Source organism: Microbacterium sp. ZXT2-5, from assembly GCF_055329545.1.
Genome location: NZ_JBUZWD010000001.1, coordinates 1,591,078 through 1,616,209, shown reverse-complemented (window position 1 = coordinate 1,616,209; position 25,132 = coordinate 1,591,078). Strand labels below are relative to the sequence as shown.

General features: G+C 72.6%; 25 protein-coding genes and 1 tRNA gene. 20 read left to right on the top strand and 6 right to left on the bottom strand.

What is annotated here, in order from left to right; translation table 11 throughout:
* Nucleotides 1–24: 24 nt before the first annotated feature.
* Nucleotides 25–690 (bottom strand): MarR family winged helix-turn-helix transcriptional regulator, encoded by a 666-nt coding sequence (locus ACZBH1_RS07060; RefSeq protein ID WP_463645936.1) that lies wholly within the window; start codon nucleotides 688–690, stop codon nucleotides 25–27.
* Nucleotides 691–803: 113 nt separating this feature from the next.
* Between ACZBH1_RS07060 and ACZBH1_RS07055 the strand changes: the two genes are divergently transcribed.
* The 14 genes from ACZBH1_RS07055 to ACZBH1_RS06990 all read left to right on the top strand — a co-directional run bounded on the left by ACZBH1_RS07055 (nucleotide 804) and on the right by ACZBH1_RS06990 (nucleotide 15,010).
* On the top strand, nucleotides 804–1,685 hold the full coding sequence (locus ACZBH1_RS07055) for a MarR family winged helix-turn-helix transcriptional regulator (protein WP_463645935.1): 882 nt from the start codon (nucleotides 804–806) through the stop codon (nucleotides 1,683–1,685).
* Nucleotides 1,686–1,923: 238 nt separating this feature from the next.
* Nucleotides 1,924–2,664 (top strand): sirohydrochlorin chelatase, encoded by a 741-nt coding sequence (locus ACZBH1_RS07050; protein ID WP_463645934.1) that lies wholly within the window; start codon nucleotides 1,924–1,926, stop codon nucleotides 2,662–2,664.
* 153 nt (nucleotides 2,665–2,817) lie between these two features.
* Nucleotides 2,818–4,545 (top strand): nitrite/sulfite reductase, encoded by a 1,728-nt coding sequence (locus ACZBH1_RS07045; protein ID WP_463645933.1) that lies wholly within the window; start codon nucleotides 2,818–2,820, stop codon nucleotides 4,543–4,545.
* The gene (locus tag ACZBH1_RS07040) at nucleotides 4,542–5,285 is read left to right on the top strand and encodes a phosphoadenylyl-sulfate reductase (protein ID WP_463645932.1); all 744 of its coding nucleotides are present in this window, start codon (nucleotides 4,542–4,544) and stop codon (nucleotides 5,283–5,285) included. The genes ACZBH1_RS07045 and ACZBH1_RS07040 overlap by 4 nt, the downstream gene beginning before the upstream one ends.
* The gene (cysD, locus tag ACZBH1_RS07035; protein WP_463645931.1) at nucleotides 5,282–6,232 is read left to right on the top strand and encodes a sulfate adenylyltransferase subunit CysD; all 951 of its coding nucleotides are present in this window, start codon (nucleotides 5,282–5,284) and stop codon (nucleotides 6,230–6,232) included. Before ACZBH1_RS07040 ends, cysD begins: the two co-directional genes overlap by 4 nt.
* Entirely contained in the window at nucleotides 6,232–7,572 is a 1,341-nt protein-coding gene (locus ACZBH1_RS07030; RefSeq protein ID WP_463645930.1) for a sulfate adenylyltransferase subunit 1, read from the top strand. Before cysD ends, ACZBH1_RS07030 begins: the two co-directional genes overlap by 1 nt.
* Before the next feature lie 91 nt (nucleotides 7,573–7,663).
* Entirely contained in the window at nucleotides 7,664–8,710 is a 1,047-nt protein-coding gene (locus tag ACZBH1_RS07025) for an aliphatic sulfonate ABC transporter substrate-binding protein (protein ID WP_378879017.1), read from the top strand.
* 1 nt (nucleotide 8,711) lies between these two features.
* Nucleotides 8,712–9,602 (top strand): ABC transporter ATP-binding protein, encoded by an 891-nt coding sequence (locus tag ACZBH1_RS07020; protein ID WP_463645929.1) that lies wholly within the window; start codon nucleotides 8,712–8,714, stop codon nucleotides 9,600–9,602.
* The gene (locus tag ACZBH1_RS07015) at nucleotides 9,592–10,512 is read left to right on the top strand and encodes an ABC transporter permease (RefSeq protein ID WP_452323717.1); all 921 of its coding nucleotides are present in this window, start codon (nucleotides 9,592–9,594) and stop codon (nucleotides 10,510–10,512) included. Before ACZBH1_RS07020 ends, ACZBH1_RS07015 begins: the two co-directional genes overlap by 11 nt.
* The gene (gene cobA, locus ACZBH1_RS07010; protein ID WP_463645928.1) at nucleotides 10,509–11,534 is read left to right on the top strand and encodes a uroporphyrinogen-III C-methyltransferase; all 1,026 of its coding nucleotides are present in this window, start codon (nucleotides 10,509–10,511) and stop codon (nucleotides 11,532–11,534) included. Before ACZBH1_RS07015 ends, cobA begins: the two co-directional genes overlap by 4 nt.
* The gene (locus ACZBH1_RS07005) at nucleotides 11,531–12,925 is read left to right on the top strand and encodes an FAD-dependent oxidoreductase (protein ID WP_336394141.1); all 1,395 of its coding nucleotides are present in this window, start codon (nucleotides 11,531–11,533) and stop codon (nucleotides 12,923–12,925) included. The genes cobA and ACZBH1_RS07005 overlap by 4 nt, the downstream gene beginning before the upstream one ends.
* Entirely contained in the window at nucleotides 12,922–13,251 is a 330-nt protein-coding gene (fdxA, locus tag ACZBH1_RS07000; protein WP_336394140.1) for a ferredoxin, read from the top strand. Before ACZBH1_RS07005 ends, fdxA begins: the two co-directional genes overlap by 4 nt.
* Nucleotides 13,244–14,215, top strand: a complete 972-nt coding sequence (locus tag ACZBH1_RS06995; RefSeq protein WP_463645927.1) for an NAD(P)/FAD-dependent oxidoreductase — start codon at nucleotides 13,244–13,246, stop codon at nucleotides 14,213–14,215. The genes fdxA and ACZBH1_RS06995 overlap by 8 nt, the downstream gene beginning before the upstream one ends.
* A gap of 129 nt (nucleotides 14,216–14,344) precedes the next feature.
* The gene (locus ACZBH1_RS06990; protein ID WP_463645926.1) at nucleotides 14,345–15,010 is read left to right on the top strand and encodes a hypothetical protein; all 666 of its coding nucleotides are present in this window, start codon (nucleotides 14,345–14,347) and stop codon (nucleotides 15,008–15,010) included.
* 10 nt (nucleotides 15,011–15,020) lie between these two features.
* Here ACZBH1_RS06990 and ACZBH1_RS06985 read toward each other — a convergent pair whose 3' ends face one another.
* On the bottom strand, nucleotides 15,021–15,674 hold the full coding sequence (locus ACZBH1_RS06985) for a PadR family transcriptional regulator (protein ID WP_463645925.1): 654 nt from the start codon (nucleotides 15,672–15,674) through the stop codon (nucleotides 15,021–15,023).
* A gap of 296 nt (nucleotides 15,675–15,970) precedes the next feature.
* Here ACZBH1_RS06985 and ACZBH1_RS06980 point away from each other — a divergent pair, with 296 nt between their 5' ends.
* Together ACZBH1_RS06980 and ACZBH1_RS06975 are read left to right on the top strand one after the other, a co-directional pair.
* Nucleotides 15,971–16,894, top strand: coding sequence for a hypothetical protein (locus ACZBH1_RS06980; protein WP_463645924.1), 924 nt, complete (start codon nucleotides 15,971–15,973; stop codon nucleotides 16,892–16,894).
* 184 nt (nucleotides 16,895–17,078) lie between these two features.
* Nucleotides 17,079–18,005: a hypothetical protein gene (locus tag ACZBH1_RS06975; protein ID WP_463645923.1), complete on the top strand. Its 927-nt coding sequence runs from the start codon at nucleotides 17,079–17,081 to the stop codon at nucleotides 18,003–18,005.
* 4 nt (nucleotides 18,006–18,009) lie between these two features.
* Here the strand turns inward: ACZBH1_RS06975 and dcd are convergent, their stop codons facing one another.
* The gene (gene dcd / locus ACZBH1_RS06970; protein ID WP_336394134.1) at nucleotides 18,010–18,615 is read right to left on the bottom strand and encodes a dCTP deaminase; all 606 of its coding nucleotides are present in this window, start codon (nucleotides 18,613–18,615) and stop codon (nucleotides 18,010–18,012) included.
* Nucleotides 18,616–18,672: 57 nt separating this feature from the next.
* Here dcd and ACZBH1_RS06965 point away from each other — a divergent pair.
* The 4 genes from ACZBH1_RS06965 to ACZBH1_RS06950 all read left to right on the top strand — a co-directional run bounded on the left by ACZBH1_RS06965 (nucleotide 18,673) and on the right by ACZBH1_RS06950 (nucleotide 21,885).
* Nucleotides 18,673–18,746: transfer RNA gene (locus tag ACZBH1_RS06965), tRNA-Gly, on the top strand.
* Between the two features lie 340 nt (nucleotides 18,747–19,086).
* Nucleotides 19,087–20,598, top strand: a complete 1,512-nt coding sequence (locus ACZBH1_RS06960; protein ID WP_463645922.1) for an HNH endonuclease signature motif containing protein — start codon at nucleotides 19,087–19,089, stop codon at nucleotides 20,596–20,598.
* Between the two features lie 171 nt (nucleotides 20,599–20,769).
* A complete protein-coding gene (locus tag ACZBH1_RS06955) occupies nucleotides 20,770–21,195 on the top strand; it encodes a pyridoxamine 5'-phosphate oxidase family protein (protein ID WP_452323725.1) in 426 nt (141 codons plus the stop codon).
* A 21-nt stretch (nucleotides 21,196–21,216) separates the two neighbouring features.
* Nucleotides 21,217–21,885 carry a hypothetical protein gene (locus ACZBH1_RS06950; protein WP_463645921.1) on the top strand — a complete coding sequence of 223 codons (669 nt, stop codon included), beginning with the start codon at nucleotides 21,217–21,219 and terminating at the stop codon, nucleotides 21,883–21,885.
* Nucleotides 21,886–21,907: 22 nt separating this feature from the next.
* Here the strand turns inward: ACZBH1_RS06950 and ACZBH1_RS06945 are convergent, their stop codons facing one another.
* From ACZBH1_RS06945 to ACZBH1_RS06935, 3 genes are all read right to left on the bottom strand, one after another.
* Entirely contained in the window at nucleotides 21,908–22,549 is a 642-nt protein-coding gene (locus ACZBH1_RS06945) for a DUF6226 family protein (protein WP_378879052.1), read from the bottom strand.
* A gap of 94 nt (nucleotides 22,550–22,643) precedes the next feature.
* Complete coding sequence (locus ACZBH1_RS06940) at nucleotides 22,644–24,410, bottom strand: glycoside hydrolase family 35 protein (RefSeq protein WP_463645920.1); 1,767 nt, start codon at nucleotides 24,408–24,410, stop codon at nucleotides 22,644–22,646.
* Nucleotides 24,407–25,063, bottom strand: a complete 657-nt coding sequence (locus ACZBH1_RS06935; protein WP_463645919.1) for a bifunctional 4-hydroxy-2-oxoglutarate aldolase/2-dehydro-3-deoxy-phosphogluconate aldolase — start codon at nucleotides 25,061–25,063, stop codon at nucleotides 24,407–24,409. Before ACZBH1_RS06935 ends, ACZBH1_RS06940 begins: the two co-directional genes overlap by 4 nt.
* Nucleotides 25,064–25,132: the final 69 nt, after the last annotated feature.

The following is a 25,132-nucleotide window of genomic DNA, read 5'->3' as shown; positions in this document are numbered from 1 at the left end:
GACGGTGCGCCGTCCCCCGGCCGGTCAGCTCTGAGGACGCGGCCAGGAGTCGGCGAGCTTGGTCAGCAGGCGCGCGAGCTCGGCGCGCTCCTCGTCGGTGAAGGCCGCCAGCGCGGCATCCATCGCCTCCCGGCGCTCGCCCCGGAAGCCACGCACCAACCGGGCGCCGGTGTCCGTGAGCGCCACCCGGGTGCGGCGTGCGTCGTCGGGGTCGGCCTCGCGCCGCACCAGATCCAGTTGCACGGCCTGCTGCACCAGCCGCGACGCCCGCGGCTGGTCCACGCCGACGGCGTCGCCGATCTCGCCGACCGAGAGAGGATGGGATGCCGCGGCCAGCGCCTCCAGCATCCGCATGCGCGCCGGTCCGCCGATGCGACCGGGGCCGAGCCAGGGCGGTGCGCCGTGGCCGCCCGGCCCTCCGCGCCCCCACGGGCCGCGACCCGGGAAGCCGTTCGGGCCGTCGCCGGGAGCTGCGCCTTCCCTGTGGCCGCGCGCGCCGTGCGGTGCGTCGTGCCCGTGCGCGCCGTGCGGTGCGTCGTGCCCGTGGGCGCCGTGCGGTGCGTCGTGCCCGTGGGCGTGCGGACCGCCGTGCGGTCCCTCCGCCCACGGCGGTCGTGGCATCCGTCGACCGCGCAGTCGCGCCAGTGCGGCGGCGATCGCGTCGGACGGGTCGTCGGGGGTGGACGGCATGCCCTCAATTTACATGCGTCTTGACATGTATCCCAAATGCATGTCACACTGCATGTACATGCGTTTCGACATGTAACGTGCGGCGGCCGCGATCCGCCCTGAAAGGACTTCTCATGAACGACCAGAATGAACAGAACGACCCCGAAGACCACAGCGACTCCCCCGGTTCGACGGACCGTCGCCCCCTCGGCTATTGGCTGCGGGTGGTCGATGGGCTGCTCGACCGCGAGTTCGCCTCGGCGCTCGATGCCGAGGGCATCTCGCGCCGCGACTGGATGGCGCTCAACGTGCTGTCGGGCGACATCGACGCTCCCGAGGTGCGTGAGCGCCTGATCCGCCGGGGCAAGCGCCTGCGCGGGCTCGAGGAGCGCGGCTGGGTGCAGGAGCACGGCGACGGCACCTGGAGCCTGACCGACCTCGGCCGGGCGGAGCGGGAGCGCGTCGGCGCGATCGTCGACGGCATCCGCTCCCGCGTCACCGGCGCGGTGGGCGACGACGCGTACGCGGCGATGACGGCCTCGCTCGAGGCGATCGCCCGCGAGCTGGGCTGGGACGAGGGCGCGGCGCACCGCGAGCGCGGCTTCGGCCGCCCGGGGTTCGGGCGGCCCGGCTTCGGGCGTTTCGGCGGCCCTGGCTTCGGGGGCGGATTCGGCCCCGGTCTCGGCGGGCGTCCCCGCCCCTTCGAGCCCGACATCCACGACGGCTACGGTCCCAACCTCCACCGCGGGTTCGCGCCCGGGCATCCCGGCCACCCCGCCGAGCGCTTCGACGAGCCGATGCGCGGCGAGCCCCACGCCACGTTCGACGACGGATGCCACGGCCACCACTGGCACGCCCGTCAGGGTCACGCGGGACACGGCGGCCACGGCCACGGCGGTCACGGCGGCCACGGCGGTCACGGCGGTCATCGCCACAGCGGCGGTCGCGCGCAGCGCGCGTACGAGCGCGGCTTCGACGCCGGGTTCGCGCGGGGCCGGGCGGCCGGCGCCGCGTGAGGCGCGGCATCCGTTCCACCACCCACTGACCCCCGAAACACCGCAATCGCGTCGAGACACCATGCCAGCGCGTGGTGTCTCGACGCGTTCGTGGTGTTTCACCTCAAGTTCCACGCCCGTCCACCCCGAAGCACCGCACGCCGAGCGCCGGGCACCGCACGCCGAGCGCCGGGCACGCGACGCCGAGCGCCGGGCACCGCCGACGCCCGTCACACGCGCGTCACGCGGGGAGGGCACAATGGGGCGCGTGACACCCACGCCCGCACTGCTCGCCATCTCGCACGGCACGTCGTCGCCCGCCGGGCAGGCGGCTGTCGAGTCGCTCGTGGCGGCGGTCGCCCGGCGGCTGCCCGACGTCACGGTGCGGCTCGGCCATGTGGACGTGCAGCAGCCGGATGTCGCGGCATCCCTCGACGGGATCCCCGCGGGCACCCCCGTCGTGATCGTGCCGCTGCTGCTGTCGGCGGGGTACCACGTGCGCGTCGACCTGAAGCAGCAGACCGCCGGGCGGGAAGGCGTCGTGATCGCCCCCGCGCTCGGGCCCGACGCACGACTGGTCGACGCGCTCCTCGCGCGTCTCGAGCCGCTGGCTCCCGGCCCGGCCGACCAGCTGGTGCTCGCCGTCGCCGGCTCCAGCGACGACCGCGCGAACGAGGACTGCCGCGTCACCGCCCGCATGCTCGGGGAGCGGCTCGGACGCGAGGTGACCACCGGCTTCCTCGCCGCCGCCGACCCCCGGCTCGACGCCGCCGTCGCGGCCGCGCAGACCGCGGTGGCCGCGCGCGCCGCGGTCGACGGGCCGGGCGCGGTCGTCGTCGCCGACTACCTCATCGCGCCCGGATACTTCCACGATCTCGCGGTCCGGCTGGCAGGCTCCGCCCGGGTGGCGCCTCCGCTGCTCGGCGACGACGAGCCGCCGTCGGCCCTCGTCGACCTGGTGATCGACCGCTACACCGAAGCCGCCGGACTGCCGCACTGAATCACGGCACCCGCAACTGTGTGACGCCCCGTTACGCCGGTTAACGCCCCTTGACACTCGGGTAGGCCCGCGGGCCGCTCGCTTCTAGCCTCACGGAATGGGCTCGATAGAGTCCTGCCCGGGCACGACCCGGGATCGACCCCGGAGGCCACCGTGACCATCAGCGACACCGAAGCGCGTGCAGAGGCGGAGCGCCCGCGCGCAGCCGTGCGCCCCCCGCGCGCGTCGTCGAAGCCCAACGGTCAGTGGAAGATCGACGGCACGACCCCCCTCAACGGCAACGAGGAGTGGAAGCAGGTCGACAACGGACTGAGCGTGCGCGAGCGCATCGAGAACGTCTACTCGAAGGGCGGCTTCGCCTCGATCGACCCGACCGATCTGCACGGCCGGTTCCGCGTGTGGGGCCTCTACACGCAGCGCAAGCCCGGCATCGACGGCGGCCGCACCGCGACCCTCACGCCCGAGGAGCTCGAAGACGAGTACTTCATGCTCCGCGTCCGCATCGACGGCGGCCAGCTCACCACCGAGCAGCTGCGCGTCATCGCCGGCATCTCCACCGAGTTCGCGCGCGACACCGCCGACATCACCGACCGTCAGAACATCCAGCTGCACTGGATCCGCGTCGAGGACATCCCCGAGATCTGGCGCCGCCTGGAGGCCGTGGGCCTGTCGACCACGGAGGCGTGCGGCGACGTCCCCCGCGTGATCCTCGGCTCGCCCGTGGCCGGCATCGCCGCCGACGAGCTCATCGACCCGACGCCGCAGATCCACGAGATCACCGCGCGCTTCCTCGGCGACCAGACGCTGGCCAACCTGCCGCGCAAGTTCAAGTCGGCCATCACCGGCCACCCGAGCCAGGACGTCGTGCATGAGATCAACGACGTGGCTTTCGTCGCGGTCGAGCACCCCGAGCTGGGCATCGGCTACGACCTGTGGGTCGGCGGCGCGCTCTCGACGACCCCGCGCCTGGGCGAGCGCCTCGGCACGTTCGTGCGGCCGGACCAGGTGGCGGATGCCTGGCACGGCGTCACCCAGATCTTCCGCGACTACGGCTACCGGCGCCTGCGCAACAAGGCGCGTCTGAAGTTCCTGCTCGCCGAGTGGGGCACCGAGAAGTTCCGCCAGGTGCTGCAGGACGAGTACCTCGGCTACGAGCTTCCCGACGGCCCCGCCCCTGCGCGGCCGCAGACGATCGGCGACCACGTCGGCGTGCACGAGCAGAAGGACGGCCGCTTCTACATTGGCGTCACCCCCATCGTCGGGCGGGTCTCGGGTCCGGCCCTCGCGAAGCTCGCCGACGTCATCGAGGCGCACGGCTCGACGCGCCTGCGCACCACGCCGCACCAGAAGCTCGTGATCCTCGACGTGCCCGCCGAGAACGTCGAGCCGCTCGTCGGCGAGCTCGACGCCATCGGGCTGCAGGCGCGTCCCAGCCTCATCCGCCGCGGCACGATCGCGTGCACCGGCATCGAGTTCTGCAAGCTTGCGATCGTCGAGACGAAGGTCAACGCGACCGCCGCCGTGCTCGACCTCGAGAAGCGTCTCGACCGGTTCGAGCTGCCGCATCCGATCTCGCTCCACGTCAACGGCTGCCCCAACTCCTGCGCGCGCATCCAGACCGCCGACATCGGCCTGAAGGGCCAGCTCGTCACGATCGACGGCGAGCAGGTTCCCGGGTACCAGGTGCACCTCGGCGGCGGCCTGGCCTCGCAGGACCGCGACGAGCCCGGCCTCGGCCGCACCGTCCGCGGCCTGAAGGTGGCCGCCGACGGCATCGCCGACTACGTCGAGCGCGTCGTGACCCGCTTCCTCGCCGACCGCGAGGCCGGCGAGACGTTCGCCCAGTGGGCGCACCGCGCCGAGGAGGAGGCCCTGCAGTGACCGTCTCCCTCGCACCCCGCATCGCCGTCAAGCGCACGCGCGAAGAGCTCGAGGCCCTCGCCGAGCAGGGCAACCTCGAGCTCGGCAGCCTGACCGACCACGAGGCATCCGCTGCGGAGGTCGTCGCGTGGGTCGCGCGGAATTTCGGGACGGATGCCGCCGCCGTCGCCTGCTCGATGGCCGACGCCGCCCTGCCGCACCTCGTGGCGGAGCAGCTCCCGGGCGTGGACGTGCTGTTCCTCGACACCGGGTATCACTTCACCGAGACCTACGCGACGCGCGACGAGGTGCAGCGCGTGCTCGACGTGCGGATCGTGGACATCACGCCCGACCAGACCGTCGCCGAGCAGGACGCCGAGTTCGGCGCGAAGCTCTTCGAGCGGGACCCGGGCCTGTGCTGCGCGCGGCGCAAGGTCGCACCCCTCCAGCAGGCGCTCGGCGGGTACGAGGTGTGGTTCACGGGCGTCCGCCGCGACGAGGCCCCCACCCGCACCAACACCCCCCTCGTGACGTGGGACGAGCGCAACGGGCTCGTGAAGGTGAACCCGGTCGCGGCCTGGAGCTTCGACGACGTGCTCTCGTACGCCGCGGCGCACAAGGCGCCGGTGAACCTGCTCGTCGGGTTCGGCTACCCCTCGATCGGCTGCGAGCCGTGCACGAAGCCGGTCGCCCCCGGCGAAGACCCCCGGTCCGGCCGCTGGGCCGGCTCCGCCAAGACCGAATGCGGGCTCCACGAATGACTGATCTCGATACGGCTCCCACCTCGCCCGCTCGATCGGCGGCGGAAGCGTCCGCCGCGCTGTCCACGCTCGACCTGCTCGAGGCCGAGGCGATCCACGTCATCCGCGAGGTCGTCGCCGAGTTCGAGCGCCCGGTGCTGCTGTTCTCCGGCGGCAAGGACTCCGTCGTCGTGCTGCACCTGGCGACCAAGGCGTTCGCGCCCGGCCGCGTGCCGTTCCCGGTGCTGCACGTCGACACCGGCCACAACTTCCCCGAGGTCATCGCCTTCCGCGACGAGACCGTCGAGCGTCTCGGCATCCGTCTCGAGGTCGCGAGCGTGCAGGACTACATCGACGACGGACGCCTCCAGGAGCGCGCCGACGGCACCCGCAACCCCCTGCAGACGCTGCCGCTGCTCGACGCGATCGCCGCCGGGCGCCACGACGCCGTCTTCGGCGGGGCGCGCCGCGACGAGGACAAGGCCCGCGCCAAGGAGCGCATCATCTCGCTGCGCGACGAGTTCGGCCAGTGGGATCCGCGCAACCAGCGCCCGGAGCTGTGGAGCCTGTACAACGGCCGGCACACGCCCGGTCAGCATGTGCGCGCCTTCCCGATCTCGAACTGGACCGAGCTCGACGTCTGGCGCTACATCGAGCGCGAGAGGATCGCGCTGCCGCCGCTGTACTTCGCGCACGAGCGCGACGTGTACGCCCGCGACGGCATGTGGCGCCCCGTCGGCCCGTTCTCGCCGCCCCGCGAGGACGAGACCGTCGAGCGCCGCACGGTGCGCTACCGCACGGTCGGCGACATGAGCTGCACCGGAGCGGTGGAATCGGATGCCGCGGACCTCGCCGCCATCGTCGCCGAGGTCGCCGTCTCCACCCTCACCGAACGCGGCGCCACGCGCGCCGACGACCGCCTCAGCGAGGCGGCCATGGAGGACCGCAAGAAGGACGGGTACTTCTGATGCTGGATCTCGACACGCCTCACGCCCCGGCTCTCGACGCCGCGGGGACCGGCACGCCCACGCTGTTCCGGTTCGCGACGGCCGGCTCGGTCGACGACGGCAAGTCGACGCTCGTCGGCCGGCTGCTGCACGACTCGAAGGCGATCCTCGCCGACCAGCTCGAGCAGGTCGCCCGCACGTCGGCGGACCGCGGCTTCGCGCACGGCGACTTCGACTTCGCGCTCCTCACCGACGGCCTGCGCGCCGAGCGCGAGCAGGGCATCACGATCGACGTCGCCTACCGCTACTTCTCGACCGGCGCGCGGTCGTTCATCCTCGCCGACTGCCCGGGCCACGTGCAGTACACGCGCAACATGGTGACCGGCGCGACGACCGCCGACGCGGTCGTGGTGCTCGTCGATGCGCGCAAGGGCGTCGTCGAGCAGACCAAGCGCCACCTCGCCGTCGTCGCCCTCCTGCGCGTGCCGCACGTGATCGTCGCGGTCAACAAGATCGACCTCGTGGCCTTCTCGCCGGAGATCTTCGCCGACGTGTCCGCTCAGGCCGAGGCGGTGGCGACCGAGCTCGGCATCGAGGATCTGCACGTCATCCCGGTGTCGGCGCTCGAAGGCGACAACATCGTCGAGCGGTCCGAGCGCACGCCCTGGTACGAGGGGCCGGCTCTCCTCGGGCTGCTCGAGACGCTTCCGACCGCCGACGTCGAGCGCGACCTCGAGCCGCTGCGGCTGCCCGTCCAGCTCGTGCTGCGCCCGCAGGGCGGGCTCGCCCCCGGCATCGCTCCCGACGAGGCGGAGCGCCTGCGCGACTACCGTGCCGTCGCGGGTCGGATCTCGAGCGGCGTCGTGCGCGTCGGCGATCGCGTGGAGGTCTTCCCGGCGGGCAGCGCCACCACCGTCACCGGCATCCGCTCGGCCGGCGTCGAGGTCGACGAGGCGACGGCCCCGCAGTCCGTCTCGCTCGAGTTCGAGGACGACATCGACACCGCGCGCGGCGCCCTCGTCGTCACCGCCGGCTCACTGCCCCAGGCTCGTCGCGAGTTCGACGCGGAGCTCTTCCAGCTCGACGCGCGGGCGCTGGTCCCCGGCATCCGCGTGCTCATCAAGCACGGCACCGCGACCGTGCAGGCGATCGTCGCGCAGATCGAGTCCCGCTACGACCTCGACGCGCTGGTGCACGAGCCGGCGCAGACGCTCGAGACCAACGACATCGGCCGCGTGCGGCTGCGGCTGGCGGCCGACCTGCCGCTCGAGCCGTACCGCGACAGCCGCCCCGGGGGCTCGTTCCTCGTCATCCATCCGTCCGACGGCGCGACCCTCGCCGCCGGCATCGTGCGCGACTGACCGAGTCCGGCATCCGCGCGCACCCGCACCACCCACCCCTGACCCGAACCACCGAACCGAAGGAGGCGACACCGTGAACACAATCCGCACCATGACGACGATCACAACCCTGGGACTCGTGGCGGCGATGATGTCGGGCTGCGCCTCCGCCGCGGCAGAGGCCGGCGACGGCGGCGCCCCGGTGACGGAGCTGCGCCTCGGGTACTTCGCGAACGTCACGCATGCCCCCGCGCTCGTCGGGCTCGAGGAGGGGCTGTTCGCCGACGCGCTCGGCGACGTCGAGGTGACCACGCAGGTCTTCAACGCGGGGCCTGCCGCCATCGAGGCGCTGTCGGCAGGCGCCATCGACGCCACCTACATCGGCCCCAACCCGTCGATCAACACGTTCATCCAGTCCGGCGGCGAGTCCGCCCGCATCGTCGCCGGCGCGGCGACCGGTGGCGCAGCCCTCGTGGTCCGCGACGGCATCGACGAGCCGGCCGACCTCGACGGCACGACGATCGCGACGCCGCAGCTCGGCAACACGCAGGACGTCTCGGCGCGGGTCTGGCTGGCCGACGAGGGGTTCGAGACCGACACCTCCGGCGGCGGCGACGTGCAGATCACGCCGACCGACAACGCCCAGACACTGACGCTGTTCCAGGACGGTCAGGTCGACGGCGCCTGGGTGCCGGAGCCCTGGGTGTCGCGCCTGGTGATCGACGCCGGCGCGCACGTGCTGCAGGACGAGGCCGACCTGTGGCAGGACGGCGAGTTCCCGACCACCGTGCTGCTGGTGCGCAAGGACTTCCTCGATCAGCATCCCGACGTGGTGGCAGACCTCCTGACCGGCCACGCGGCCGCCGTGCAGTGGATCGCCGACAACCCCGGCGACGCGCCGGCGGTCATCAACGGCGCCATCGAGGACGAGACCGGCAAGCCGCTGGCGGATGCGGTGATCGAGCGCGCTCTCGAGCACGTGACGTTCTCGGTCGACCCGCACGCCGACGCCTTCGAGACGCTCGTCGAGAACGGCATCGAGGCAGGCACGCAGAAGGCGGGTTCGATCGAGGGCCTGTTCGACCTGACCCTGCTCAACGACCAGCTGACGGCGGCCGGCGGCGAGCCCGTCTCGGCCGCAGGACTCGGCGAGGACTGACATGAGCACCGCACCCGCTTCCGCCTCTGGCGCCGCGCAGGGCTCGAAGGCCCGCGTGCCGGCCGCTCCGGAGACGGGCGCGCCCGCCTCCGCGGGCACGCCTTTCACGCCGAGCTTCGACAGCGTCGCGCCGGTCCCCGTGCCCGCTCCGGCCGTCCCGCCCGCCGTGCGGATCGACGCGGTGTCCAAGCGGTTCGGCTCCGCCCCGGTCGTGCTCGACGACGTGTCGCTCGACATCGCCCCCGGGGAGTTCGTGTGCCTGCTGGGGGCGTCCGGGTGCGGCAAGTCCACGCTCCTGAACCTCATCGCCGGGCTCGATCGCCCGAGCACCGGCCGCATCGAGACCCCTGACGAGGGCTCGGCCGTCATGTTCCAGGAGTCGGCTCTCATGCCGTGGCTGACCGCCCGCAAGAACGTCGAACTGGCGCTCCGCCTGCGAGGCGTGCCGCGCGGCGAGCGTCGCGAGAAGGCGCTCGCGCTCCTGGACACCGTGAACCTCGCGGATGCCGCCGACAAGCGCCCGCACGAGCTCTCCGGCGGCATGCGCCAGCGCGTCGCGCTCGCACGCGCCCTCGCGCAGGACCGGCCCGTGCTGCTGATGGACGAGCCGTTCGCGGCACTCGACGCCATCACCCGCGACCTCCTCCACGAGGAGCTCGAGCGCGTGTGGCGCGCCACCGGTCGCACCATCGTGTTCGTCACGCACAACGTGCGGGAGGCTGCCCGCCTCGGCCAGCGCGTCGTGCTGATGGGCAGCCGTCCCGGCCGCATCGTGCAGCAGTGGCAGATCGCGAAGACCACCGGGCGCCGCATCGAGTCGCCCGAGGTGGCCGCACTCTCGGTGGAGATCACCGACCAGCTGCGGAAGGAGATCCGCCGCAATGCCGCATGACAGCCTGACCGTTCCGAAGACGGATGCCGCGGCATCCGTCACCTCCGACGATCTGCGCTCGCTCGAGGCGGGCCTGGACCGGCTGCAGACCGACGCGGCCTCGGGCACCGGGCGCTGGCGCCGCGTCGCCCAGAGCGTCGTGCCGCCGATCGTCTTCCTCGTGCTGCTGATCGTCGCCTGGCAGCTGTACGTCGTCATCGCCGACCCGCGGCCCGATAAGGTTCCGAGTCCCGTGGACGTGTGGAACGCGCTGGGCCTGGCGTGGGAGACCGGTCGCCTGCAGGAGGCCGTCGCGACCAGCCTCGAGCGCGGGGTCGCCGGCTTCCTCATCGCGATCGTCGTCGGCACACCCATCGGGCTGCTTCTCGCCGAGGTGCGCCCGATCCGCCGCGCGGTCGGACCGATCATCTCGGGCCTGCAGGTGCTGCCGTCGGTGGCCTGGGTGCCCGCTGCGATCATCTGGTTCGGCCTGTCCGACGCGACCGTCTACTTCGTCATCCTCATGGGCGCCATCCCGTCGATCGTGAACGGCCTCATTGCCGGCATCGACCAGGTGCCCCCGCAGCTGCGGCGCGTCGGCACGGTGCTCGGCGCCTCGCGCTGGCAGCTGGCCACCGCCGTCATCCTGCCCGCCGCGCTGCCCGGCTACCTCGCCGGACTCAAGCAGGGATGGGCGTTCTCGTGGCGCTCGCTGATGGCGGCCGAGATCATCGCGACGGGCGGCTCCATCGGCTTCGGCCTGGGCTCGATGCTCGACCAGTCGCGGGAGCTCGCCGACATGGCCGGGGTCCTCGCCACCATCATCCTCATCCTGGCCATCGGCATCCTCATCGAGCTCGTCTTCTTCGGGCCGCTGGAGCGCCGCATGCTGAAGCGCCGTGGCCTGCTCATCACGGGAGGTGCCCGATGACCGGCCGCCCCGAGCCCCTCGAGTCACTCGAGTCCCTCGACCCCTCCTTCCCCGGATCCGGAAATCGGACATCCGCACGTTTTCCGGAGCATCCGGCCGGGGAGGTCCGGAAACACGCCGAATCTCCGAATTCCGGAGCGACGGATGCGACAGATGCCGCGGATGCGACGGATGCCACGGATGCCACGGGGGCTACGGATGCCACGGCCGACGCCACCACGACCGGGACGGTCTGGCTGGTCGGGGCCGGGCCGGGCGACGCCGGGCTGCTCACCGTCAAGGGCCTGCGCGCCCTGGAAGCGGCGGACGTGATCGTCGCGGACCGGCTCGGCGCGCGCGCCGTGCTCGAGGGGCTCGCCGCCGACGGCGTCGAGCTGCGGGCGGAGGTCGTCGACGTCGGCAAGACGCCGGGCCACCACGCCGTGCCGCAGGACGCCATCAACGCCCTCCTGGTGCAGCTCGCCCTCGACGGCAAGACGGTCGTCCGCCTCAAGGGCGGAGACCCGTACGTCTTCGGGCGCGGCGGCGAGGAGCTCTTCGCCTGCCAGGAGGCGGGCGTCCCCGTCCAGGTCGTGCCGGGGATCACCAGCGCGATCTCGGTGCCCGCGATCGCCGGCATACCGCTCACCCACCGCGGCGTGGCCACCGCGTTCACGGTCGCCACCGCGCACGACCAGATCGAGTCCCTCGGCGGCGGCCGCGACCACACCGTCGTGCTGCTCATGGGGATCGGCACCCTGGCGAACTCCGCGATCATCCTCGCCCGCGGCGAGCGCGGCGCGGACTGCCCGGTGGCGGTCGTCGAGGACGGCTACGGGCCTCGCCAGCGCGTCACCGTCGGCACCCTCGCCACGATCGCCCACCAGGCCGCGGAGCGAGGCATCCGCTCCCCCGCCGTCGTGGTCGTGGGCGACGTCGTGCGGCTCAGCCCGTACGCCCCCGCGGAACTCGCCACCCTCGAACTCACCCACTTCGACCCCCTCGCCGTCCCCGGCACCTCCCGAAAGGCCCCCACGCAGTGACCTCTTCGAGCCTCCAGAACCTCCGCGTCGCGATCGTCGGCGCCGGTCCCGCCGGCATCTACGCGGGCAACATCCTCACCAACGCCGTGAACGACGCCGGCGGCTCGGTCGCGATCGATCTGTTCGAGTCGCTTCCCGCGCCCTACGGCCTCATCCGCTACGGCGTCGCACCCGACCACCCGCGCATCAAGGGCATCGTCAACTCGCTGCACGAGATGCTCGACGCCGGAACCACCCGGTTCATCGGCAACGTCGAGGTCGGCCGCGACATCGCGCTGGAGGAGCTGCACGAGCGGTACGACGCGGTGATCCTCGCCACCGGGGCCATCCGCGACGCCGCCCTCGACATCCCCGGCATCGACCTGCCCGGATCGTTCGGCGCGGCGGACTTCGTCGCCTGGTTCGACGGCCACCCCGACGTGCCCACCGAGTGGACGCTCGACCAGCGCGAGGTCGCCGTCATCGGCAACGGCAACGTCGCGCTCGACGTCGCCCGCATCCTCGCCAAGCACGCCGTGGACCTCCGCTCGACCGAGATCGCCGACAACGTGCTCGCGGGCCTGGAGGCATCCGCCGTCACCGACGTGCACGTGTTCGGCCGCCGCGGTCCCGCCGACATCAAGTTCACGCCGATCGAGCTGCGCGAGCTCGGCGAGGTGCCGGACGTCGACATCGTCGTGCACGACGAGGACTTCGCCTACCTCGAAGGCCTCACGCCGGCCAACAACCAGCTGAAGGTCATGCTCCGCATCCTCGAGAGCTGGCGCACGCGCGAGTCCACGGGGGCCAGCCGCCGCCTGCACCTGCACTTCTACCACTCGCCCGTCGAGGTGCTCGGCGACGGCAAGGTCGAGGGCCTGCGCTTCGAGCGCACCGAGCCGACAGGGGACGGGCGCGTGCGCGGCACGGGCGAGTTCCGCGAGTACCCGGTGCAGCAGGTGTACCGCGCCGTCGGCTACTACGGCACCCCGGTGATCGACGCGCCGTTCGACGAGAAGGCCGGCGTCGTCTCGAATGTCGAGGGACGGGTGACGGATGCCGCGACCACCGGCGACGCCGACGCTCCGGTGGTCCCGGGCCTCTACGCGACCGGCTGGATCAAGCGCGGACCGGTCGGGCTCATCGGCCACACCAAGTCCGACGCCATGGAGACCATCGCGCACCTCGTCGCCGACATCGAGGCGGGGCGGCTCTCGGCCCCCGCGGTGGCCGGCGACGTGCTGAACCTGCTCGACGAGCGCGAGGTCGCGTACACGACGTGGGAGGGCTGGCTGGCTCTGGATGCGCACGAGCGGGAGCTCGGGGCGAACCACCTCCACACGCGGGAGCGCGTGAAGGTCGTTCCGCGCGACGAGCAGGTCGGCATCTCGCGGGGAGCGCTCGTCCGGTGACGTACGTGATCGCACTGCCGTGCGTCGATGTGAAGGACCGCGCCTGCATCGACGAGTGCCCGGTCGACTGCATCTACGAGGGCGAGCGGTCGCTGTACATCCACCCCGACGAGTGCGTCGACTGCGGGGCCTGCGAGCCGGTCTGCCCGGTCGAGGCCATCTACTACGAGGACGACCTGCCCGACCAGTGGCAGGACTACTACACCGCGAACGTGGAGTTCTTCGACGACATCGGCTCGCCGGGCGGCGCCGCGAAGACCGGCGTGATCGCGAAGGACCATCCGATCATCGCCGCCCTCCCTCCCCAAGGAGACGGTCATGACTGACACCGCACCCGCTAGCGACGCCCCGCCGGCCGAGGTCGACGTCGTCATCGTGGGCGGGGGCCCGGCCGGGCTCTCCGCCGCGCTCAACCTCGGTCGTGCCCGCGCCTCCGTGGCGGTCATCGACGCCGGTAGGCCCCGCAACGCGGCGACGCTGCGCTCGCACGGCTTCCTCACGCGCGACGGCATCCCCCCGCTCGAGCTGCGCAAGCTCGCGCGGGCGGAGCTCGCCGCCTACCCCGACGTGCGGGTGTACGACCGCACGGTCGTGACGGCACTGCTGGAGAAGGACTGCGGCGACGGACGCCGCTTCATCGCCGCGCTGAACGGGCGCGGCTCGGGCATCCCTCCCGCCGTCTCGGCCCGCTCGGTGCTCGTGGCCACCGGCCTCCGCGAGACACTGCCCGACATCCCGAGCCTCCGCGCGTTCTACGGGATGACCGTGTTCAGCTGCGCCGCGTGCGACGCGTGGGAGCTGCAGGACCGCCCGCTCGCGCTCATCGGCGAGACGCCCGATCTGGCCGCCCGGGCGCGGCTGATCGCCCGCTGGACCGACCGGCTCACCGTCTTCACCAACGGGTCGGACGCCGTCGACACGGTCGAGGAGGCCGAGCTCGCGGCATCCGGGATCATCGTCGAGCGTCGCGTCATCGACGACCTCGAGGGCGACAAGGGCGCCGTGTCGGCGGTGCGCCTGCAGGGCGGCGACCGCGTCGAGATCGACGGCGGGTTCGTGCGCCCGCAATGGCACCCCGCGCTGGACTTCGTCGCCGGCATCGACCTCGAGCGCGACGGGTTCGGCAACCTGGTCACCGACCGCTCCGGGCGCACGTCCGTCGCGGGTCTGTATGCGGCGGGGGATGCCGCGTCCCCCGGTCCGCAGCAGCTCATCGTCGCCGCGGGGCAGGGCGCGCGCGCGGCGGCCGTGCTCGTCCACGACCTCGTCGGGGTGCGCACCGCCCACTGACCCACGGGCACCCGCGCGGCGCCACCGCTCGCGGGATTCCCGCCCCGCGGCGGCGCGTCACGGGATGTTCACGGTCCGGCCACGTGCGCGTTCTCGAACGCGACGCCTCGGTCGGACATGCTGTCGCAGATGTCCGACGACGTGGCCGAGGAGCTCAGAAGGCTGCGGGCGCGAGCCTACGGACCCGACGCCGACATCCACGACGACCCGGACGCCCTCCAGCGGCTGCGCGAGCTCGAAGGCCACGCCCTCGACGCGGCGGCGCCGGGCGCGCAGGCCCGCGACGACCGGGCGGCTCCCGCCGGAGATCCGGCTGTCGCGGCATCCCGCATCCGGCGCCCGTGGTGGGAGCGGCACCGGGCCCTCCTCTGGGGCGCGTCGCTGCTGCTCGCCATGCTCCTCGGCGCGGCACTGGTCTCGGCGCAGCAGTCGCCGGGTCGGGAGCGTGTCGCCGTGCTCGGCGTGGACGCCGACGGGCAGTGGCCGGAGCAGATGTGGGGGCCGCGCCCGCCGGACGGCGTGACGTTCGAGGAGTACCGCGGTCTCACCGCGATCGCGTCCGCACGCGACTTCGGCAACAGGACCAGCAGCACCTGCTTGTGGGTGTACGACTCGACCTCGGTGAACTTCGGCCTCTCGGCCGGCTCGTGCACCGCGGGCTCGGTCCCCGCCTCGGCGACGATCCTCGTCACCGCGCAGGCGCCGCGGCCGCTGCTCGAGGAGTTCGGCGAGGGCACGGCGCTGGAGTTCGTCCTCGATCGCGACCGGGTGCTCGTCTCTGCGCAGCGTCCGTAGCCCCGGCCGGTCACGCGCCGTCGGCGTGACCGGACTCCCAGGCCTCGCGGCCCGGGGCGAGCATGTCGCTCACCTGATCGCCGTGCGCCGCCGGCGTCACCGTGTCGGGCCAGTCCGCGATCTGCTGCTCGGCCCAGTCGGCCCACGCGAGGATGTGGTCGTAATGGCCGATCATGAACGTGTTGGCCAGTGCGAACAGGTGCTTGCGCTCGGGGAACGTGCCGCCGGTCGCGCTGATGAACGCCGCGTAGCGGGCGAACAGGTCGCGTTGGGCGAGGGCCCGCTCTCGCGTCTGCGCGAGGGTCGAGCGGAGGTCGTCGAGCGAGCCCTGATCCGAGAGCAGCACGCGCACCATGCCCTCGAACTCGAACGACGGCGGACGCACCGGCGTCGTCAGCCACCGGGCGAGGGCCTCGCGCCCCTCTGGGGTGATCGAGTAGATCGTGCGCGCGCGCTTGCCGGTGTGCTCCTGGCGGGTGTCGACGAAGCCGGCATCGCGGAGGCGATTGAGTACCGCGTACCGGCCGCGGTCGGCCGACGGCCACAGCTCGGCGACGCCGCGGCCGAGCTGCTCGGCCAGCTGGTACGCCGACCAGTCGCGCGCGGCGAGGAGACCGAGGGTCAGGTACGCCGTCGTCGAGAGCTCGCGCTCGGGCACCGGCATCCTCTCCTTCTCCCCTGCGTCGCTGCGGATCCGGCACAGGATCGGATCGGCTCGGGACGTAAAAGGGTATCCCGCTCGCGACAGATCGACCCTATACTGCAGAGTGCAGTAAGCGCGGATAGGCGCTGTGGGAGCGCATCTGCGCATTCGGCGGGCCGACGTGGGGACGAGGACCGCCGCAGCGGCGGGCGATCGTGGGGATCGCCCGCCGCCATCTGCCCGTGTGCGCGCGGCGGGAGCGCCAGGATCACCGGGATCAGCGCGGGGTCCGCCCCGGGTGGGGCAGGATGGCATCGATGTCAACGCCGACCGACTCTTCGCAGGACGAGCTCCGCGCACTACGCGAGCGCGCCTACGGTCCGGATGCCGACATCCACGACGATCCCGTCGCCCTCGCGCGACTGCAGGAGCTGCAGATCCAGGACCAGGCCGCCCGCGCGGCCGCTCGAGCCGCTGTGCCGTCGTCTCGCGCGGCAGGAGCCGGACCGGCCGATGACGCCTCCGACGTGAGAGCGACGGATGCCGCGTCGCGCGGGGAGTCCCTCGATCGAGGCTTCGGCGCCGCGACGTCGACGAGCACGCTGGTCGCTCCTGGCGCGCTGCGTACGCCCGGAACGGACGCAGACCCGCTCACGACATCCGACCCGGAGGACGGGCCGGCGGGCACGCCGTCCGGGGCTTCGGATCCTGCCGCACCGTCGGACGGCGAGGACGCCCTCGATCCCGACGAGAGCGGTCAGGCGCCTCCGCGACCGTGGTGGCGACGACGCATCCCCGTGCTGTGGGCGGCGTCCGTGGTCGCGGGAGTGCTGGTCGGCGTCGGCCTCACGCTCGGGACGCAGGCGATCGAGGCCGGCCGGATCGCCGTGCTGCAGGAGGATACCGCCGCCGAGTGGCCGGAGGAGTGGTTCGGGTCCCAGCAAGGCGGGCGGGTGTTCGACGAGTTCCACGGGCTCACCGTGCTGGTGTTCCCGCAGTCCTTCGGCCCCGACGGCACGCAGACCTGCCTGTACGTCGTCACCGACCAGGGCGGCGGTTTCGGCGCGGGCAGCTGCGGAGCCGGCTCCTACCCGGCGATCGCGTCGATGGAGGTCGGCCGCCTCTCCCCCGACGAGCTGCGCGACGCCTTCCCCGACGGCACCGCCCTGCAGTTCGTGCACGAGGGCTCCACGGTGAACGTCTACGCGAAGGCCCCCAGCCTGGTCGAGCCGACGCCGTGAGATGACGGATGCCGCGGGCCGCGGCATCCGTTCATCGAGACGCCGCTGGCCGCCGACCCGGCACGGGGAGTACGGTGGCGGCAGCGCCTCGGCTCGGGGGTCGCCGTGACCGATCGCGGCGGAGGGCGGGCGGCGCAAGCTGGATCGCCCATGGCCGCCGGTCCGGTGTGGGGAGGGCGCGCTCATGTCGACATCCGAGCAGCCGGTGACGGGCGACGAGCTGCGCCTGCTCCGCGCCCGCGCCTACGGGCCGGACGCGGACATCCTGGACGACCCGGAGGCGATGCGCCGACTGCGCGAGCTCGAGGAGCAGGCGCGGCTTGCAGGGGAGGCATCCGATCCCGCGGCGTCCGGCGCTGTGGCATCCAGTTCTGCGGCGGCCGGTTCGGCGGCGGCCGGTTCGGAGGCGGCCGACCCCGGCGCTGAAGACCCCAGGGCGATCGCTGCGGCGACGTCCGCCGGAGCGGCGGCCGACCTGGCCGCGAACGCCCGGCGCGGACTCGAGGACGCGGTGCACAGCGGTGTCGCCGAGGCACCGGGCACTCGGTCCGATGACGCTGACACCGATGCAAGCCGCACCCCAGACGGGGTTCCGCCCGCGGACGCTGTGCAGGGGCCGTCGCCGACCCCCGCGCCGGCGGGCGGACCGTGGTGGCGGCGGACGCGGACGCTGTGGATCGCCTCCGTCGTGCTCGCAGCTGTCGTCGCCTCGGCGGTGACGCTGGCGGCTTCGACGCTGAGCACCGGCCGGGTCGCCGTGCTCGCGGTCGATCCCGACGCCGAGCCGCCCGACGGATTCTTCGATCAGGCGGGTGAGGGCGTGGTGTTCGAGGAGTTCTTCGGCCTGACCGCCGTGCTCGCGCAGCAAGTGTGGACGCGCGGCGAGGTGCTCGACTGCGTCTTCGTCCGCTCAGCGGCCGGCGACGCGCAGATGGCCACCGGCGGCTGCGCCGGCGGCGGCTTCCCTCCGACGGCGGCCATGGTGGTCACGCCGTCGTTCCCGCGGGAGCTGCGCGAGCGGTTCCCGGACGGCACCGCGCTGCAGTTCGTCGTCGAGGGCTCCGAGGTGCACGTCTACGCGAAGGAGCCGGTGGTCGATCCCACCCCGTGAGGGCTCAGGCGCCGCGGCTCCCGGCATCCGTCGCCCCGACATCGGTGCGGTGGAAGTTCTGGAACGATCGGGATGCCGTCGGCCCGCGCTGACCCTGATACCTGTTGCCGTACGCGCCCGAGCCGTACGGGTTCTCGGCCGGAGAGGTGAGGCGGAAGTAGCAGACCTGGCCGATCTTCATGCCGGGCCAGAGCTTGATCGGGAGCGTCGCGACGTTGGAGAGCTCCAGCGTGACGTGCCCGGTGAAGCCCGGGTCGATGAAGCCGGCGGTGGAGTGGGTCAGCAGGCCCAGCCGTCCGAGCGAGGACTTGCCCTCGAGGCGGGCGGCGATGTCGTCGGGGAGGGAGATCTGCTCGAAGGTCGACCCCAGCGCGAACTCCCCCGGGTGCAGGATGAACGGCTCGTCGGGCTCCACCTCGATGAGGCGCGTGAGGTCGGGCTGGTCCTCGGCCGGATCGATGAACGGGTACTTGTGGTTGTCGAACAGCCGGAAGTACCGATCGAGACGCACATCGACGCTCGAGGGCTGCACCATCGCGGGCTCCCACGGGTCGAGCGCGATGCGCCCCGCGTCGATCTCGAGCCGGATGTCGCGGTCACTGAGCAGCACGGAGTCAGCCTAGCGGGGCGGTCCTGTTATGCTGGCCGGGCGCCGTAACAGGCGCTCGGGGCTGTAGTTCAATGGCAGAACTTCTGCTTCCCAAGCAGACAGCGCGGGTTCGATTCCCGTCAGCCCCTCCATGTCAGTCCGACGACGACTGCCGTTCCTGTTCGTCCGCCCTCGCGACCGCTACCTCACGCTCTGGCCGGAGCGAGACGTGATGCCGCGACCGAGCTGATCGCCGTCAAGTCGACGACCCGCGAGCTCGGCGCCGGCCAGGCGCCCGCACTGCTGCAGCGCTTCGTCGACGAGGAGCTCGCGCGCGCCGAGGGCGTACGAGACGCTTCCGCTCCCGCACGATCCCGCTGAGGTGAGGGCACGCGCCGTTGTGGTGTTCCGACGGGTCGTGGGCTGATCGGGCCTGTTGCGGCGTCGCCCATCGGCCTGCTCGATGTCGGAGGTCCGTCGTACATTTGTTCTATGAACTCCTCGGCGCCCGCCTCCCCCGCGATGCGGTTGACGGATGCCGCGACCCGGCTCGCAGAGCGGCTCCCGGCGGCTCCCCTCGAGCTCGCGGCGCTCGGTGACGAGGACCTTCTCGCCGTGCTGGCGGACGCCACCGATGCCCGCAAGGCTCTCGAGCTGATCGTCGCGCGCGCCTCGGCCGAGGTGTCGCGCCGGTCGGCACGGGATCTCGGCTACGAAGGGCTCGCGCAGCGGAAGGGCGCCCGCACCGGGACCGCGCTCGTGCAGCAGATCACCGGGTTGGGACGGTCCGACGTCGCGCGGGCGGTCGAAGCCGGCACGGAGCTCTCCGGCGCGGAGCCCTCCGGCGCGGCGGGGTCGGGGACTCCCGTGTGCGGCACGGAAGAGGCGGCGAACGGCGCGATCCGGGCGGACGTGCCGGAGTGGCATGAACTCCTGTGCGATGCACTCTCCGGTGGTGGCATCTCGCAGGCGCAGTTCCACGCCATCCGCACGGGTCTCGGCGAGCCGCCGGTCGATCGCTACCCCGACCTCGCACCCGACTTCCTCCCGCAGGCCTGGACCCGTGCGGTTCGGCTGCTGCTCGAGGAGGTCTCGGCGTTCCCTGTGGAGGAGCTGCGGCAGCAGGCGCGCATCGCCCGTGACCGGCTCGACCCGGTAGGCGTCACCCTGCGATTCGAGGAGCGCTTCGCGGCCCGCTCGTTCCGCCGGTGGATCGACGAGAGCGGGCAGCGGCACGCGCACATCCTGTTCGACGACGACGCCGGCGCGTGGGTCGACGCGCTCCTGCAGGCCGCGCTGCGCCCGCGCCGGGGCCCCCGGTTCGTGGGGTCCGACGCGGTCGACAAGGCACGCGCGGCCGAGTCGGACGACCGCACCAACGAGCAGCTGCAGTACGACACGATCATGGCGGTGCTGCGCACCGGTGCGCACGCGAACCCGGAGCAGGCTTTCGGCGACCGTCAGCCCGGCGTGCGCATCGTCGTCGAGGCGGCCGCCATCTCAGCCGCCTCGGGCCGGGCGGAGATGCAGGTCGCCGGAGTCGGCCATCTCGAAGACGGTGGACACGCGGTCCCCGGCGGAGTGATCGAGGCGCGGCTGTGCGACGCCGGAGCCGTCGCCATGATGTGGGGCTCGGACGGGCGTCCGCTCGACGTCGGTCGCGAACTGCGACTGTTCACCCGCAGGCAGCGCATCGCCATCGCCGCTCGCGACGGCGGCTGTGTGTGGCCATCATGCAGCGCCCCGGTCTCGCAGTGCGAATACCATCACATCGATCACTGGTGGGAGGATCACGGCCGCACCGACGTCGACGACGGCGTCGCCCTGTGCCGCAACTGCCACCTGCGACTGCACAATCAGCGATGGCGCATCTCGCGAGAGCGCGATGCCGCCACGGGCGCCGACACCTACTGGCTGCATCCACCGCCCGACCCCCTGACCGGAGAGCTCGGCGAGCGCGTCGGGCTCACATCGAAGTCGCCCCGCCGCTTCGCGATCGCCTGACCCCTGCGCTCGGGCGACGCGTCGCAGCCGGCCGCGTGAGGCTGCGGCCTGCCGCGGAGCCGGCCGCGGGGCCTGTAGGTGGGCGGCCGGTGGGTGGGCTGGCCGGCGGGTCGCGGCATCCGTCTTCCGGGCCTCTGCAGAATCCCCGCACGGCTGTCGTACTGTGAGCGGGTGAGCTTCGATCCCGGGGACGTGTCGGCATTCACGGCCTTCGTGCGCGCTCGAGGCCAGGGCGTCGTGGCGACCGTCTCTCCTTCGGGCGCGCCCGAAGCGGCGCTGGTCGGACTGGCGGCCCTCGACGACGGAACGCTCGTGTTCGACACACACGCCGCGTCACGAAAGGCCGAGAACCTCCGCCACGACCACCGGATCGCCGTGGTCGTCGGCACGGTCGACGAGCTCTCGGTGCAGATCGAGGGCTTCGCCGCCATCGCGCACGGCGCGCATCGCGAGCGCTACGGCGCCGCGTACGCCGCGCAGTTCCCCGGATCACACGCGCTCGATCCGGACTTCGCGGTGGTCGCCGTCCGCCCCTCGTGGGTGCGCGTCTACGACGCCTCGGTCACCCCCGCGCGTGTGTCGGAAGCGCGCTGGTGATCCTCCGCTAGATTCGTCGTCGTGCTGCCACGCCTCGCCCTGCTCCTCATCGCCTCAGCACTCCTGCTCACCGGCTGCACCTCCTCCGGCTCCACCCCCGAGGCCGTCGCCACCACACCGGCGACCGACACATCGCAGACGCCGACGCCGACCCCGACGGCGACCGAAGCCCGCGCGCTGGTCCTCGGCGTCGAGAGCATCGACCTCGTCGACGGCGCGAGTGCGGAGACGTTCCCCCTCTACGACGACGCAGAACCGCTGCTCGCCCTCGTCGCGGAGCTCACCGGCGAGCCGCGCAGCGGCGAGGACTTCGAGGACCCGTGGGGCAACGGCGAGGTGATGGGCACCGTCTACCGCTGGGACGACGTGTGGGTGTCGGTCCTCGAGGGCGGAGGACCGACGAGCGTCACCGTGCTCTCCGCGTCGGTCGGAGATACGCCCGCGCGGACCGCCGACGGCATCGCGGTGGGCAGCGCTCGCGACGACGTGCTCGCCGCCGGCGGGTGGGACGACTGGGATGAGGACGGGGACGGCATCGCGGACCACCTGGGCATCGACGAGCAGGAAGCCGAAGGAACGCAATCCCTCACCCGTCCCGGCGAGACCGGGTGGAACTTCGTCGGCATGACGCTCGACGGGGACGTCGTCACCGAGTTGCGCACACCGGCGAACGACTACTCCGACGTCTGAACACCATCGCCCGACCGGGCGATCACCGTTCGCGGACCGGCCAGGGCGCCCAGACACGACCTGCCTTCAGAGCACGCCTCGCTGACCGCCAGCGGTCGCGCGGGTAGTCCTGGCGGCGGCTCGATCCGCCGCGCCAGCCCCCTGCGGACTCGAGGCGGAACGTCACAGGGAGCCGGCCCCGCCCACTGATGCTCTCGGACAGCCCGCCGCTCACCACACTGACCACGGTCTCCTCCAGCTCGTCGGCGCAGCGCTCCCACGTCTCGTCGCAGGCGTCGCAGCCGCACGACGGGAAGACGGCATCGTGCAGCAGCCCGAGATGCAGATGGATGCCGGGGAAGGAGGTGAACACGAAGGTCAGCGGCGACGCCGCCTCATCTGCGGGCCGGACCCGCACTGCGCGTAGCGGCTGCGGCGGCGGCCGCAGCAGGTCCGCGGCGACGCCGAGGGAGTCCTCGACCGTGACGTCGTACGACGTGGCGAGCCAGTCGATCAGCGCGTCCGCGACCTCGTGCAGCGGCGCGAACCGCTCCAGGTTGCTCGTCACCGAGTACGAATCGCCCGGCGGCGAGTCCCCGCCCCACCGCTCGCCGTAGCGGACCACGACGCCGTCCGCGTCCACGAACGCGCGCGGCGCGGGCGAAGGACGTACGTAGTCCGGCATCCCGACACCGTACCGCGGGCGGCTCGTCGCAGGCCGGCCGGCCTCTCGCCCCACGGAGATGCAACGCACCGCCGGCTGCTCGTCGCGTCGCGGGCTACTCGTCGCGCTGGCCGAGATCCGGCTCCGCCACGAATCGGGCGATCGGGTCGGCGACGCGGTCGAGCTCGATCACCACGATGGTGTTCTCCCCCGCGACGAGCGCCGCCGCCGGCACGAAGAGCGTCCGCTGCGGACCGCTGGACCAGTATCTGCCGAGCAGGAACCCGTTGACCAGCGCGAAGCCCTTGCCCCAGCCGGCGGTGTCGAGGAACAGATCGGCAGGCTCGTCGAGCGAGAAGGTCCCCCGCAGACCGAACGGCGCCACACCGGCCGGCCGAACCGCGTCCGCCATCGGCGCGTCCGCGACGCGACGCGCGGCGTCCTCGAGGGCGATCGCCGTCGACGACCACCCCGAGACGGCCGCACCGTCGAGGGTGACGGGCCCGATGAGCCCCTTCGCCTCGCCCAGGTGCGGCCCGTAGTTCACGCGCCCCTGCTCCTCGACCAGCACCCGCACGTGCCGGCCTGCCGGCACGACGAGGGCATCCTCGTGGCGGGTGCGCGAGAGCGTGCCGACGGATACGCCGTCGACCGACACCCATGCGTGGTCGCGGACCTCGCCGACCCGCAGCACGCCGCCCCGGCCTCCCGGCAGATCAGCCTCGTATACCACCAGGGCCCCGAGGTGCCCGAGCTCCTCGAACGTCGGCGGGTCACCCGCCGCAACTCCCGCCGCAGTCCCGGCCGCAGCGCCGAACTCGACGACGTCGAGCGCGACCGTCAGCTCCGGCGCGGGGCCGCTCGCCGGCGGCACCTCGTCGGGCACCGGCGCGTAGCGCGCGATCACCTCGCGGAAGGCGAAGTACTTCTCCGTCGGGTCGCCGCGCTCGTCCAGCGGCGCGTCGTAGTCGTACGACGTCACGATGGGGAGGAAGCGCCCCTTGTGATTCGCCCCGTTGGTCAGTCCGAAGTTCGTGCCGCCGTGGAACATGTAGAAGTTGACGGATGCGCCGGACGCGAGGAGCGCCTCGAGCTCGGCCGCGGACTCGTCCGCCGACGTGGTGTGGTGGTACGCCCCCCACCAGTCGAACCAGCCGTCCCAGAACTCCGCGCACATCAGCGGACCCGTCGGCTGATGACGGCGGAGCGTCTCGAGGCGCTCGGTCGCCCGCGAGCCGAAGGAGCCCGTGAGGTGCACGCCGGCGACACTGCCGTCGCTCAGCATCTGGTCGGTCGGCTGGTCGATCGTGGTCAGCGGCACGGTGATGCCGGCATCCTTCGTCACGCGCACCAGGTGCTCGAGGTACGCCGTGTCGTCACCGTACGCGCCGTACTCGTTCTCGATCTGGACGAGGATCACCGGTCCCCCGCGATCGATCTGCCGGGGCGCGACGATGTCGTATACACGCTCGAGGTACGCCGACACCTCGGCGAGGTACGCCGGCTCGGAGCGGCGCAGCCCGATGCCCGGCATCCCCGTCAGCCATGTCGGCAGGCCCCCGTTATGCCATTCGGCGCATATGTACGGGCCGGGCCGCACGATCGCGTGCATCCCCTCGGCGGCGACGAGATCGAGGAACGCCCCGAGGTCGTTCCAGCCCGTCGCATCCCACTCGCCGCGGCGAGGTTCGTGGGCGTTCCACGCGACGTACGTCTCGATGGTGTTGAGGCCCATCAGGCGCGCCTTGCGGATGCGGTCGGCCCACTGGCCGGGGTGGACGCGGAAGTAGTGCAGCGCCCCGGAGAGCACGCGGAACGGCTCGCCGTCGAGCAGGAAGTCGGAGTCGCCGATCGCGAACGATCGGACCGTCGCGCCGGTCACCGGGCGGAACCGCTGCGTGCGCTCAGCACCTCGGCGAGGCGCTCGAGCTGCGAAGCGTCCTCGAGCGCCGAGCCGACCGCCGCAACGCGCACGCCCGCGTCGAGGAACTCGTCGACGTTGGACGCGTTCAGGCCGCCGGTGGCGACGAAGCGCACCTGCGGGAACGGCCCGCGGATGTGCGCGAACCAGTCGCTGCCGAGCCAGGTCGCCGGGAACGCCTTGAGCCAGGTGAGCCCGAGCGACACGGCCAGCTGCACCTCGCTGGGCGTCGCGACGCCGGGGAGGATCGGGATGCCGGCATCCTGCGCCGCCCGCACCACGACGGGGTCGAGCCCGGGCGACACGAGGTAGGACGCACCGGCGTCGGCGGCCAGCGTCACCTGCTCGGGGGTGATGATCGTGCCGGCGCCGACGCTCTTGCCGCGGGTCGCGCCGATGCGGACGACCTCCCGCAGGGCGCGCTCGTCCTCGTCGGTCTGCAGCGGCACCTCCACGGAGTCGATGCCGAGATCCCACGCGGTCTCGGACAGGCGGACGGAGCGCTCGACGCCCATGCCCCGCAGGATCGCCATGAGCGGCGCCCCGGCGAACGCCGTCTCGAACCAGGCGCCCTGGGCCGCGGCATCCGTGCTGCTCGTCGATGAGGTGGTCATTCGGAAGTCCTTCGTTCGTCGCGTTCGGTCATCATCTCGGGTTCGGGGCGCACGGCGCGCGTTCGGGGC

Bases quoted from the DNA above. Each gene is read 5' to 3' on its own strand.
- ACZBH1_RS07060 (WP_463645936.1), bottom strand. From the start codon at position 690: ATGCCGTCCACCCCCGACGACCCGTCCGACGCGATCGCCGCCGCACTG.
- ACZBH1_RS07055 (WP_463645935.1), top strand. From the start codon at position 804: ATGAACGACCAGAATGAACAGAACGACCCCGAAGACCACAGCGACTCC.
- ACZBH1_RS07050 (WP_463645934.1), top strand. From the start codon at position 1,924: ATGGGGCGCGTGACACCCACGCCCGCACTGCTCGCCATCTCGCACGGC.
- cysD (WP_463645931.1), top strand. From the start codon at position 5,282: ATGACTGATCTCGATACGGCTCCCACCTCGCCCGCTCGATCGGCGGCG.
- ACZBH1_RS07030 (WP_463645930.1), top strand. From the start codon at position 6,232: ATGCTGGATCTCGACACGCCTCACGCCCCGGCTCTCGACGCCGCGGGG.
- ACZBH1_RS07025 (WP_378879017.1), top strand. From the start codon at position 7,664: ATGACGACGATCACAACCCTGGGACTCGTGGCGGCGATGATGTCGGGC.
- ACZBH1_RS07020 (WP_463645929.1), top strand. From the start codon at position 8,712: ATGAGCACCGCACCCGCTTCCGCCTCTGGCGCCGCGCAGGGCTCGAAG.
- ACZBH1_RS07015 (WP_452323717.1), top strand. From the start codon at position 9,592: ATGCCGCATGACAGCCTGACCGTTCCGAAGACGGATGCCGCGGCATCC.
- cobA (WP_463645928.1), top strand. From the start codon at position 10,509: ATGACCGGCCGCCCCGAGCCCCTCGAGTCACTCGAGTCCCTCGACCCC.
- ACZBH1_RS06995 (WP_463645927.1), top strand. From the start codon at position 13,244: ATGACTGACACCGCACCCGCTAGCGACGCCCCGCCGGCCGAGGTCGAC.
- ACZBH1_RS06990 (WP_463645926.1), top strand. From the start codon at position 14,345: ATGTCCGACGACGTGGCCGAGGAGCTCAGAAGGCTGCGGGCGCGAGCC.
- ACZBH1_RS06985 (WP_463645925.1), bottom strand. From the start codon at position 15,674: ATGCCGGTGCCCGAGCGCGAGCTCTCGACGACGGCGTACCTGACCCTC.
- ACZBH1_RS06980 (WP_463645924.1), top strand. From the start codon at position 15,971: ATGTCAACGCCGACCGACTCTTCGCAGGACGAGCTCCGCGCACTACGC.
- ACZBH1_RS06975 (WP_463645923.1), top strand. From the start codon at position 17,079: ATGTCGACATCCGAGCAGCCGGTGACGGGCGACGAGCTGCGCCTGCTC.
- ACZBH1_RS06960 (WP_463645922.1), top strand. From the start codon at position 19,087: ATGAACTCCTCGGCGCCCGCCTCCCCCGCGATGCGGTTGACGGATGCC.
- ACZBH1_RS06945 (WP_378879052.1), bottom strand. From the start codon at position 22,549: ATGCCGGACTACGTACGTCCTTCGCCCGCGCCGCGCGCGTTCGTGGAC.
- ACZBH1_RS06935 (WP_463645919.1), bottom strand. From the start codon at position 25,063: ATGACCACCTCATCGACGAGCAGCACGGATGCCGCGGCCCAGGGCGCC.